The organism is Thalassotalea sp. PP2-459, assembly GCF_001913705.1.
Classification (GTDB): domain Bacteria; phylum Pseudomonadota; class Gammaproteobacteria; order Enterobacterales; family Alteromonadaceae; genus Thalassotalea_C; species Thalassotalea_C hakodatensis.
In genome coordinates this window covers 1-12,258 of the sequence record NZ_MKQD01000056.1, presented here as the reverse complement: position 1 = coordinate 12,258, position 12,258 = coordinate 1, and the positions used below count along the sequence as shown (strand labels likewise).

The following is a 12,258-nucleotide window of genomic DNA, read 5'->3' as shown; positions in this document are numbered from 1 at the left end:
GTTATTCTAGTTTAGAAGTCAATACTTTGATGCCTAATAAAACCATAGCGCCACCAGTAACTTTATCAATCCAATGGCCCATTTGCTGAAATTTCAAATTAATGCGAGGTTGTGAGAATAAGAGCGTGACCAAACAAAACCAGGCTAATTGAATCACCATTAACCAAATGCCATAAATGATTAAGTGTGTACTAGGTAGCTCTGGCGACAATATCACAGTAAATAATGCGACAAAATAAATGGGGGCTTTAGGGTTTAAGGCGTTACAAAAAAAGCCTTTGATGATCGTTTTTACGCTTGACTCTTCTTGTCTGTTGTTTAAATTATTCTCGTCATTTTTACCAATAAGTGTATCTTCTTGATTCAACGGTGGCTCTATATTACGTGGTGTTGCACGTAAGCCTTGAATACCTAAATAAAATAAGTAACCAGCACCGAGAATTTTTATTCCCCACAATAAGGTATCGGAGCTGGCTATTACTGCTGCTAACCCTAAAGCAGAATATATGATATGAACGGATAACCCCAACGCAATACCTAAGGAACAAAGCAGGCCAGCTTTTTTGCCATGTTTAAGAGTTTGTTGTGTCACTAATACGAAGTCAGGCCCTGGAGAGGCCGCAGCTAATAAGTGAACTGAAGTAATTATTATTAGGCCTGAGAGTAAATCCATTTGTTGGATCTCGTGTGAAAGATTACAATTGTCAGATTATCATCACTTAATCAATCCAATATTGCAATCTTGGCGTAATTTTGCACTAAGATTGACAATACGACGACAAAAACTTGCCTATGCGTTTAGATAAATTTATTTGTAAAAGTACCGAACTTACTCGAACAGAAGCCAAAAAGTTATTAAAAAAAGGTGAAGTAACGGTAAATAATGAGGTTATTACCAACCCTGCTACACAGGTACATGAAAACAATGATATTCGTGTAGATGGCAGTCAATTAATCGCCAGACAATCAAGATATATTATGCTGCATAAGCCAGTAGATACTATTTGTTCAAATGTTGACGAGTTGTACCCATCAGTATTACATTTTCTTGATATAGATAAAGCATTTGATATGCATATTGCTGGTCGGCTTGATGCCGATACCACGGGGTTAGTGTTAATCACAGATGATGGACGTTGGTCACATAATATTATTTCGCCCAAAAAAGCGTGTGAGAAAACCTACCGTGTTTGGTTACGAGATGCCTTAAAACCTGACACTGCTGAACAATTTGCATCGGGTGTGCAATTACAAGGAGAAAGAGACCTTACTCGACCAGCAGTGCTAGAAATGGTCGAGCCAAAAGAAGTTTTACTTACCATCACCGAAGGTAAGTACCATCAAGTTAAACGTATGTTTGCCGCAGTGGGGAATAAAGTGGTTGGTTTACACCGGGAAAGTATTGGCAGTGTTAAACTTGGAGAGCTTGAATTAGGCGAATGGCGTTATTTAACCAGTGATGAAGTTGCTCATTTTTTATAAAATAATATAATTGCTGATTACTGCTGTTACTCGTTTAACACGCTTTAGCTGAAAAATAAAAAAAGTCAAAAAATTGTTAATTCATTGCTAAAGAAATTCGATTCGTTGCCGATAATATAACCAAGTCTTTGGTTTTTAATTGAATTATTAGGTATGAAAAATGGACGTTTTGGCAGATTTATTACCGCCATCCTATCTTGTAAAGTCGGAAACAACAGCAAAAGATCGCCAACCTGAGCAACACGAGCCTCAGCAAGAGCAGTCGTCTGAAGAAAATAATGAAACAGCAGAACAGACTCAAAAAAAGAAAAAAGCGCCTAAAAAAGCGTATTTTGTTGAACGACGTTCAGGGGAAGATCGCCGCTTGCATCAAAAAAATAGAGGCCGTTGGCTTGATTCGCGTTTGAATAAAGACAGACGCAAAGAAAATATCAAGACAGAAATTAAGCTTAGCATTTAAGGCATACTTCTTTACGTCTGTTAATATGAAGCACCCATGGCTTTGCTTTAGTTAGGTGGGGCTGAACTTTTGAGTGCGAATTTTCTAGGGCGTTTTCATCTATTTAACCTGAGCTCAGGTTATTTATGCAGAACAACCCCGTTATCTAAGTTCAGCCTTGTATAAACATCATATATAGCGCTGCATAAGTGTACAACTAAGATCAACATAACCCGGTTTGATGTTTTCGATAATAAGCACTTAACAAAGCTATTTAACTCTCAACTTCGCCTTACCTTTTCTTATGGTCATCACTTATTTAAGGTAAAGGTGGAACTAGAAATGCTCGAAATTTTTGATTTTCAATTCTTATTTTCTATACTTCCTCTAAGCTAATTATTTTTGCAATTGTTCATAAGCACTATAAATTAGATGAGAGAACAACAAAACAATCACTTCAATTATTATTTGGTATTTTCATTACGTCATGCGTCAGTATATGAGGCGTGTGATTGCCATATGTTTAAGCGTAAATTGGATGTGGTTAGCGTGTTTTGTTCTACTTTTTCAAATATTAAGGAACTTATTATCAATAGCTTTACAGGACCATTAAATATATGAAAAAAGCTGATCAAATTGTATTGTTTTCCAGTGATAAAAGTACGGATTCCTTATTGATCTCTACATTAACTAAGCATTATGAAAAAATAAAAGTATGCCAAGAGCCTGATGAACTAGTTGAACAATTAAAAGAAGAAACACCTAAGATTATTTTAGTTTCCGCAGAACGATTCCAAGAAACACTCTCTATTTTTTATGGTTCATTAGATAAAGTACCGGATCAAAGCTTATGTGAGCATTTTTTTGTTTCTTTAGTTTCTAGACATGATGAAGGAGAAGCTTATGATGCTTACCGAAATGGTATTATTGATGACTATTTAGTTGCTAGGCCATTGTATGAAATTCATCGGCCTATTGTTATCTGTGAACATTTATTAATTGAACTTGGCTTTGCTAAAAAAGAAAAACCTGGGCTTGAGCATATCTATCGTGAAGAAAAATATGCTGATGATGTAAGAGGGGTTGTAGCAAAAGGGCTTGAGCGTAAAGAACAACTGAAGCAAGAGCTTGAAAGCTCAGTAGGTATTATTGAATCTGCATTAGATAATGCTGCAGAAAAAATACAACAACATCAAAAAGTATCGCTAGATCTCGGTATATTAAGAGAAACATTAGGCAAAATAAAATCTGATGAAATAAGGCCAGAGCTGTTAAAAATTCAAAATAAAGTTTTAAATTTATTGCAATCTTTTGTGCAAGACAATCAAGATATGCTAGAAAAAATAGATGGTGACAAAGATGAACTAGCAAAGGTTGCTTGCCAACAAATTCATAATAAGTTTCAAGAGCTGCAATCGCAATCTATCGAAAGTGACATTGTTAAATTACCAGATAAATTAAAAGTGCTGCTTATTGAAGATGATCCTATAAGTATTCATTTAACCTCAGAGATTCTTAAGTTATTCAATCTAGAGCTTGATACCGCCTTTACAGGTAGAAGGGCATTGGCGTGTTTAAAAAGCAAACAATATGATTTGATTTTATTAGACATAGGCCTCCCAGATACCAGCGGTATTTACTTGTTGGATCAAATATCTCAGAGTTCGAATAATAAAGATGCAAATACAGTGATGCTGACGGGGAATAGGCAAAAGAAAACAGCGCTTGAGTGTATTAAGCTTGGGGCAAAAAATTATATAGTGAAACCGCTAAGACAAGATAATTTTGTTTCTATTTGCGAGAAACTTGGCATTACATTGCTTAGAAAACCGAAATAATACCGTTGAATACCAAAAGGATAGTGTTGAAAAGTTTGCTATGGTTATATGCAGTGAATGGTACTAACGTCCCAGTAATAGTAGACATGGGCATTAATGACTTGAACAAATAACGTTTAAATCAATATGCATGTAAGAGATATGTGGCAAAAAGCTAAACATTGCTAAGCTTTTTGCTTCACTGTCATGTCTTAAATTAGTTGTAATGAAGATCAGTGTTTTTATTTTTTTGCTTGCAGCTTATTGAAGGTGGCCATTTGTTCTTCGGTAGCAGGTAATTGATATTTTTCTTTCCACTGTGCGTAAGGCATGCCGTATACATGCTCTCTTGCATCTTCAATATCTACTTTTTCACCTAGTTTCTCTGCCTCAGCGACAGTCCACTTAGCGAAACAGTTACGACAAAATCCAGCTAAATTCATTAACTCAATATTTTGTACATCTTTACGACTGTCTAAGTGGCGCAATAGTCGGCGAAATACTGCCGCTTGAATTTCAATTTCTTTTTCCATATGTTTAATTTCCTGCTAATGATTGTACTACCCTTGGTTCAGGGCGATCATGACGGCGAATTTGAACGATCATGCCCATATAAGGGTGATCAAAGTAATGTGTTTCTTGACTGATTACTCTACGCTTCTGTTTAAGCCTAACTGGCGTTAGTTCAAATGTTGCGTTAGGTCTTAATGCTAAACTTGCTTGCTCTGCTAAGCTCAGGTTCATAATTGAAAAGTCAGCTTTTACATTTAGGTAATTACCAATTAAATAAATGTTTAAAAATCCATTAAGGTACCACGGCTGTATTGGTGGTGTTGGTGCTTGACCAACACTGAGTTGTTCACCATAGATTATCGGCTCAGGTGCTAGTGTTAGCTGAGAAATCGGTTGTTCATGGTTAAAATGCTGTAGTGTTGATAAAATTTGCTGTTTTCGTTGAGTGATTGCCTGTTGTTTTTGTATTGCTGGTGAAACTGTAGTGTTATTAAGCGCACCACCAAGAACTGACTGTAAATTTTGCTCAGTATCGAGCTCTGCTCGTCTTTCTTCATTATATTGTATTAATGCTTGCTGATAGTGCTTTTGCAGATTAGCGCCAGCATATAATCGCATAGGTACAGATTTTTTTTGTTCAAAAACTTGTTGACGCCAGCCTACATGTAATAGTGGCTTAAAATCACGACTGCGTTTTAATTGCAATACAATATCATCAAGTTTTAATGAAGCTCTACTTATTAAATAGGGGGTCGATGAGTATAAATTTTCAACGCCATCAATCTTTGATGGCACATGTTCAACAGCATAACTGTTATATGAATACAATGCTGGATCAACTGATAACGCATCGAACTGATTTGGCGTTAATGTGCATGGTGGATTGTCGAGTAATTCAGGCAAATAAAGATTTATATCAGGATATGCCGTAGTGAGTTTTTCAACGATTGTTAAGAATGTTAAATCTTCATCGCTTAATGTTTTTTGCGCGTTAAGAGGGGGTTTAGTTGGTATTGTTACATCAGCACTGTGATTGTTAGGTGTTTTTTCGTCTAAAGGTACGCTAAGAGCCCCTTCTTGGGTCGTTTTTACACGATCAAAGAAATCATCGGTAGTTTGCACATCATGCGACTGACTTTGTTCTTCGTGGGAAGTTATCGCCTGAGTTTCAATCGCTTGTTGTTCGTTGTTTGAACGTTTTTCTGCTAAAGCATTCTGATCAAGCTCAGCAAGATGTTGATTTAACGAGAGGTTAAATGTTTGAAATAGACTATTAAGTTTAGGGGCTGAAACGGTATGATATTTACTGAATGCATCTGGTGCGTTAGTGTTTGCATAACACTGTGGTAATAAACGTTTTAAATTGCTTACATCAGGGGTAAGGTATGTTCCTAGTAAATCACGAGACTGCTCATAGTTAGGTAAAGGTTGTTGGTTGGTAAATACTTCTTTAATCGCTGATTTATCTGCAATATTTGATAGTAAAATAACTTCTATTTCAAACCAATCACCTGACCATCGACTTGTAGCAGCGAGGCTATTTGCGACAAAAAGACTGGAAAGCAGCGCTAACCCTTGTTTAAATTTCATCTAAGTACCAACAAGTTATATTCTTTAAATATTTAACAGCTTTATTATTCATCATACCTTGAATTAGCATCCGTGTTAATTGAGTTTTTTTGACAGATCAGCAAGTATTGATGAAATTAAAGTAAAGCGGCTTGCTGTATCTTCCGTTTCACGGATAAATTTCAACTTATTGGCGCCATCCATTTTAAAAACGCTTGGTTGTTGTTGTATTAAAGAAATAATAAACATGGGGTCGACACGAGTGTTTTCGCTAAATTCAATTGAACCGCCGGCTGGTCCTGCGTCAATTCGTGCTATACCAATGTTTTGTGCTTTAATTTTCAGTTTAGCAATATGTATTAAATTTTTGGCAGCCTGTGGTAATAGACCAAAACGATCGATTAATTCAATTTGCACATCGTCTAATTCTGCTTTGTTTTTGCAACTTGCGATACGCTTATACAAACTTAAACGTAAGCTTACATCAAAAATATAATCATCAGGTAATAAGGCTGGTACACGTAAGTCAACTTCAGTTTGTGTTGCTAATACTTGGTCAAGCGATGGCTGTTTACCTTCTTTTAAAGCATTTACCGCTTGGTCAAGCATTTCCATATATAAACTAAACCCTACTTGGTTCATTGAACCACTCTGGTCTTCACCAAGTAACTCACCAGCACCACGAATTTCTAAATCGTGTGTAGCAAGGGTAAAACCTGCGCCAAGGTCTTCCAATGAAGCAATAGCATCAAGACGCTTTTTAGCATCTTTGGTCATACGCTTTTCATGAGGAGTGAGTAGGTATGCGTAAGCTTGATGATGTGAACGACCCACACGGCCACGAAGTTGATGTAATTGTGCTAAACCCAAGTGGTCAGCTCGGTCCATAATGATAGTATTGGCACTTGGTACGTCGATACCCGTTTCAATAATAGTAGTACAAACTAATACATTATAACGTTGGTGATAAAAGTCACTCATGATACGTTCTAGTTCTCGTTCACGCATTTGCCCATGGGCAACAATGACTTTTGCTTCGGGCAATAAGGCTTCTAAATCAGCGGCGGTTTTGTCGATAGTATCGACATTATTATGTAAGAAGTATACTTGTCCACCCCTTAGAATTTCACGTAAAATAGATTCCCTGATCAGTGAATTGTCTCGTTGTCTTACAAAGGTTTTTACCGCTAAGCGTTTTGCTGGCGCAGTAGCTATAATTGATAAATCACGCATGCCACCCATCGCCATGTTTAATGTTCTAGGGATCGGTGTTGCCGTAAGTGTTAAAATATCTACATTAGCACGAAGCTTTTTAATCTTATCTTTTTGTTTCACGCCAAATCGATGCTCTTCATCGACAATAAGTAAACCTAAGTCATGATATTGGATGCTATTTTGCAATAATTTATGAGTGCCAATGAGAATATCTACCTGACCAGACTCAACACGTTCAATAATTTGGCTTTGTTCTTTTGCTGATTTAAAACGTGATAAAACTTCAATCGATATAGGCCAATTGGCGAAACGATCTTTAAAGTTCTCATAATGTTGTTGAGCAAGTAGTGTTGTTGGTACCAAAATAGCCACTTGCTTACTGTCGTTTACTGCGACAAAAGCTGCGCGCATCGCGACTTCTGTTTTACCAAAACCGACATCACCACACACTAACCTATCCATGGTTTTATCAGATAACATGTCGCTAATCACCGCATTAATCGCTTGCTCTTGATCTAAGGTTTCTTCAAAACCAAAACTATCTGCAAAAGCACGGTAATCTTCTTTGTTGCGAGTAAATTGATAACCCGTATTTGCCGCCCGTTTTGCATAAATATCAAGCAGCTCAGCGGCAACATCTTTCACTTTTTCTGCTGCTTTTTGTTTAGCTTTACTCCAGGTATCGTTACCGAGTTTATGTAGCGGTGCATGATCTTGATCTGCACCCGAGTACCGAGAAATTAAATGTAACGAGGCAACCGGTACGTACAACTTAGCGTCGTTGGCGTAACGTAAAGTCAGAAATTCGGTTTTTATGCCGCCAGTTTCTAAGGTTTGCAGACCTAAGTATCTTCCTATGCCATGCTCGATATGTACGACAGGTTGACCAATGCTGAGCTCTGCCAAGTTTTTAAAGATTGCATCAGCATGAACGTCTTGTTGGGCTTTTCTACGTCTTGATTGTCTGACTCGGTCACCGAGTAGTTCAGTTTCCGTAATTAACGCAATATTGTTTTTAGCCGCTGTACCTTTGGATTGAAAAATAAAGCCAGCACTTAAGGCGTTTACCGTGATTCCGATGGGGTGTTCACTGTCAATAAAGTCAGCAATCGTGTCAAAAAGTGGTGGTGTTAAGTTATTACGTTTTAACAGTTCTAATACACTTTCTCGTCGGCCTTGGCTTTCGGCAACGAATAGCGTTTTACCATGAGAAGACTTTTCGTTTATAAAACCATTTAAGAGGTCAAACGGATCTTTTGATTGATGATTGACGGTAATATTAGGTAATGGTTTAACATCATAACTTACGATACCTCGCGTGCTAGAAGCTTCATTATTTGCTGTTGCTTCAATAGTGATACGATCAAAAGGTTTTAGTGCTACGTATAAATCTGTTTCAGAGAGAAATAACTGCTCTGGCGGCAGCAGTGGACGAGTTAAATCGTATTTTCTATCTTCATAGCGATATTCGATATCATGCCAATAATTTGCTAAAGATTTCTCTATATCACCAGACATGAGCACGATAGTATCGGGTGCTAAATAATCACAAAGGGTATCTGTTTGTTCAAAAAAGAGCGGTAAATAATATTCAATCCCCGCGGGTAAAATACCGTTACTTACTTGGTGATAAATAGATTCTTTATCAATCGTGCCACTAAATTGTTCTCGATATTGTCGACGAAACGTATTAATCCCGTCTTTATCGGTAGGAAACTCATGTGCCGGAAGCAAATCAATCGTTTCAATTTGTTCTTTTGAACGTTGACTTTCAGGATCAAAATGACGAATTTCTTCAATTTCATCATCAAAAAAGTCAAGGCGAAAGGGTTTATTACTGCCCATCGGGTATAAATCGAGAATCGCACCACGGGCGGAAAATTCGCCATGCTCCATCACTTGATCAACACATCGATAACCGCTTGCTTCTAGCTCAACACGCATTTGATGTAGATCTTTTCGATCACCTTTTTTGATCAGTAAGCTATTACTTTCAAGGTAAGCTTTTGGTGCTAAGCGTTGAATAAAGGTTGCCGTTGGAACAATGACAATACCTTGTTTCATTCGCGAAAGCTGATAAAGCGTTGCTAACCGTTGTGAAATAATATCTTGGTGTGGTGAAAATGTATCGTAAGGGAGTGTTTCCCAATCAGGAAATAAACAAATAGGTACCTGATTGTTTGCATTAATACTGCGTAGTTCTTGCTCAAATTTGAGTGCCGAAGGCGTGTCATGCGTGAGCAATAAAATGGGTTTTTCGGTTTGTAAGGCCGCATGATAAATAGCAAGTGTTGCACTTGACCCTAATAAGTTTTGCCATGCCTTTTTATCGGCATTTTTACCCTTGCGATTAGGTAATGTTGGTTGAAAAAGCGTATTTGATTTAGTCATGAAGCTAGCTGTTTGTCTTGATTATCCGTGAAAAACTTGCTGATGATACCTTAGCAGGCGCTAGGCGTTAACATTTATTTCGAATTAAAGCTGAAAGACGATATAATAATGACTTTATTACCTTAACTGTAGCGAGAAACCACTTGACCAATAATGATGTCCTTCGTCGAATACGTTTTACCTTTCAATTTAAAGATCAACAGATGGTGAATATTTTTGCCTTGGCAAGTAGGCAAGTAACAACGCAACAAGTGATCGCTTGGTTAAAACCTGATGAAGACAAAGAAACGATGCCTATATCAGACAGTGAATTGGCAAGTTTTCTCAATGGTTTTATTGTTGAAAAGCGCGGTAGAAGTGAAAAGGCAGTACCAGCGCCTGAAAAGCAACTCACAAAAAACTTAATCTTAAAAAAACTTAAAATAGCGTTGAATTTGACCAGCGACGATATTATTGCTTTGTTGGCTAAAATGGATGTGACTATTGGCAGTGCAGAATTAACGGCTTTCTTTAGAAAGCCAGAGCATAAAAATTACCGCCACTGTAAATCGCAATTTTTACGTAATTTTTTAATGGCGCTTCAGTTAACACATCGCCCAGAAGGGGCCGATAAAAAAACGCAACAAAAACCTGCCGAATACCGTAAAAAGCCCATTGAAAAAATAGAAAACAACGTTGCTAAGCCAGCAAAGGCGAAAAAGCGTTACGATAACCCCAATGCCAGCCCCTATGCTGCCTTTGATGAACAGTCAAAACGTAATGTATTGTCATTGAAAGAAAAGAAATAGCACTATGAGTAAGCTTATTCCGTTAGTCAGTCAGCTATCGCTATCTGAACAACAAACGTGGTGTGAAGCGCTAAATAAATCTTTACAACATCATCAGGTAGATGCGCGAGTTTGCTTACCAAATGAGTTAAGCAACCGTCAAAACGCACTGGTAGAGTTTGCGATAGTAGCTAATCCTGAACCAGCATTGTTGGCTAACTATCCTAATATTATTTGGGTACATAGTTTGTGGGCCGGTGTAGAAAGGCTTGTTGATGATTTAAAACACAAACCTATCCAGTTAGTGAGACTTGTTGATCCGTGCTTAGCATTAACGATGGCGCAAGCTTGTGTTGCTTGGAGTTATTTTGTACTACGTGATATGTTGCGTTACTCGCAACAGCAACAAACAAAAAACTGGCAACAACACCCTGTAACACTTACACAAGAATGCAATATAGCAGTGCTCGGTTTGGGGGAATTAGGCCAAGCTGCGTGTGCGGCATTAACACAAAATGGTTTTAATGTTCGTGGCTGGAGTCGCAGTAAAAAATCAATAAAAGGTATTGCATGTTTTGCGGGAGATGAAGGCTTAACTCAAACAATAAGTCATGCTGATATTGTTATTTGTTTGTTACCTTTAACCGATGAAACGCGTCAATTATTTGATAAAAGTCGATTGATGCAATTAAAAAAAGGCGCAACCTTGATTAACTTTGCTCGCGGCGCCATTATTCATGAACAGGCTTTACTTGAAGTGCTTGATCAAGAACATTTATCTCAGGCAATATTAGATGTTTTTAATCAAGAACCTTTACCACAGCAACATGCTTTTTGGTCACATAATAAAGTCACAGTGTTACCGCATATTTCAGCACCAACAAGCCAGAATACTGCCTGTGATGTTGTGGTGAACAATATTGTTAATTACTACAATACCGGGCAATTACCACGAACGGTAAGTTACCAAAAAGGATATTAACGGTGAGTTTTTAGCATCTATAGCATTGATAAGTCGTCATTTAGTTATCAATCAATAAAGTGCATGTATTTGAATCAATATTATGCGATAACGTTGTGAACAATGTATTTTCTTTAAATGGGCTGTTGATATGTTTAGATTTTTCGAAAAACTAGCAAATTTAGTATTCCCTTTTCGTGCTATTTTTCTTATCGGAACGTTAGTAAGCGCCAGTATCTTTGTTTTCCTATTATTATTTGCCGATATTGCCACGCAAAATAACGGGTTAACTTTTTTAATGTTAACATTCTTATGGTGTTTATTGTTTAGAACGTTAACGTTTTGTTTTCAACCATTAGCACAATCTACTGACAAAATTGGTTTTTTCTCATCAATTAAACATAAATTAATCAATGTTATTCAACTGATGTTTTCATTACTTTTTATCGTAGTAAGTTGTGCAACGATTTATCTGTCGATAAAACTACTCACACTTTAGTAAGTAGCCAGTAAAGTTTATATTTAACTCCCTAAAGACAATGGCTTAGTCTATAATTTAACGCATCTTTTTAACAAGGAAATACCTATGCGATTTTTATCTCGACGATTAGTGATGCCAAGCGATTTAAACTATGGACTGTCATTATTTGGCGGTCGCGCACTGCAGTGGATTGACGAAGAAGCTGCAATTTATGCAATTTGTCAACTTGAAACTAACTTCTTAGTAACTAAACATATTGGTGAAATAACCTTTGAAGCACCCGCTATGCAAGGAGATGTAGTTGAGTTCGGACTGGAAACAAAAAGTGTTGGCCGTACATCAATTACTGTTAGCTGTTTAGTAAGAAATAAGGTCACTAAAAAAACGATTTGTATGGCTGACGATATCGTTTTTGTGAAAGTGGACCCTGAAACCGGTGCACCGATTGCACATGGCAAGTCTTTGCAAGAACTTGAGCAACAGACAATTGATGAGATACGTACACTTAATATTAATATGGATAAATAACTAGAGCGTGTTGATCTTTCATGTTTACTTTTGCCGCAATTTGTTTGGTATTTATACAAGGCAACACTTGCGCTGTGTAGTTCTTCTACTCCAGT

Annotated in this window: 11 protein-coding genes; 7 read left to right on the top strand and 4 right to left on the bottom strand. The window is 37.2% G+C overall.

Annotated elements, in window-relative coordinates; all coding sequences use genetic code 11:
• Window position 1: 1 nt before the first annotated feature.
• A complete protein-coding gene (locus BI291_RS14030) occupies window positions 2–673 on the bottom strand; it encodes a LysE family translocator (RefSeq protein ID WP_074499403.1) in 672 nt (223 codons plus the stop codon).
• Between the two features lie 119 nt (window positions 674–792).
• Here BI291_RS14030 and rsuA point away from each other — a divergent pair, with 119 nt between their 5' ends.
• From rsuA to BI291_RS14015, 3 genes are all read left to right on the top strand, one after another.
• Entirely contained in the window at window positions 793–1,482 is a 690-nt protein-coding gene (gene rsuA, locus BI291_RS14025; protein ID WP_074499402.1) for a 16S rRNA pseudouridine(516) synthase RsuA, read from the top strand.
• Between the two features lie 160 nt (window positions 1,483–1,642).
• Entirely contained in the window at window positions 1,643–1,942 is a 300-nt protein-coding gene (locus BI291_RS14020) for a hypothetical protein (protein WP_074499401.1), read from the top strand.
• A gap of 596 nt (window positions 1,943–2,538) precedes the next feature.
• Entirely contained in the window at window positions 2,539–3,759 is a 1,221-nt protein-coding gene (locus BI291_RS14015; RefSeq protein ID WP_074499400.1) for a response regulator, read from the top strand.
• Between the two features lie 221 nt (window positions 3,760–3,980).
• Here the strand turns inward: BI291_RS14015 and BI291_RS14010 are convergent, their stop codons facing one another.
• The 3 genes from BI291_RS14010 to mfd all read right to left on the bottom strand — a co-directional run bounded on the left by BI291_RS14010 (window position 3,981) and on the right by mfd (window position 9,426).
• Window positions 3,981–4,271, bottom strand: coding sequence for a DUF1244 domain-containing protein (locus tag BI291_RS14010; RefSeq protein WP_074499399.1), 291 nt, complete (start codon window positions 4,269–4,271; stop codon window positions 3,981–3,983).
• A gap of 4 nt (window positions 4,272–4,275) precedes the next feature.
• Window positions 4,276–5,841, bottom strand: coding sequence for a CsiV family protein (locus BI291_RS14005; RefSeq protein WP_074499398.1), 1,566 nt, complete (start codon window positions 5,839–5,841; stop codon window positions 4,276–4,278).
• A gap of 75 nt (window positions 5,842–5,916) precedes the next feature.
• Window positions 5,917–9,426 carry a transcription-repair coupling factor gene (gene mfd / locus BI291_RS14000; protein ID WP_074499397.1) on the bottom strand — a complete coding sequence of 1,170 codons (3,510 nt, stop codon included), beginning with the start codon at window positions 9,424–9,426 and terminating at the stop codon, window positions 5,917–5,919.
• Between the two features lie 143 nt (window positions 9,427–9,569).
• On the opposite strand from mfd, the gene BI291_RS13995 reads away from it, so the two are divergent.
• The 4 genes from BI291_RS13995 (at window position 9,570) to BI291_RS13980 (ending at window position 12,163) form a co-directional block, all read left to right on the top strand.
• Window positions 9,570–10,214 (top strand): DUF1456 family protein, encoded by a 645-nt coding sequence (locus BI291_RS13995; protein ID WP_074499396.1) that lies wholly within the window; start codon window positions 9,570–9,572, stop codon window positions 10,212–10,214.
• A gap of 4 nt (window positions 10,215–10,218) precedes the next feature.
• Complete coding sequence (locus BI291_RS13990) at window positions 10,219–11,175, top strand: glyoxylate/hydroxypyruvate reductase A (RefSeq protein WP_074499395.1); 957 nt, start codon at window positions 10,219–10,221, stop codon at window positions 11,173–11,175.
• Window positions 11,176–11,305: 130 nt separating this feature from the next.
• Complete coding sequence (locus BI291_RS13985; protein WP_074499394.1) at window positions 11,306–11,653, top strand: hypothetical protein; 348 nt, start codon at window positions 11,306–11,308, stop codon at window positions 11,651–11,653.
• An 87-nt stretch (window positions 11,654–11,740) separates the two neighbouring features.
• Complete coding sequence (locus BI291_RS13980; protein ID WP_074499393.1) at window positions 11,741–12,163, top strand: acyl-CoA thioesterase; 423 nt, start codon at window positions 11,741–11,743, stop codon at window positions 12,161–12,163.
• Window positions 12,164–12,258 lie beyond the last annotated feature (95 nt).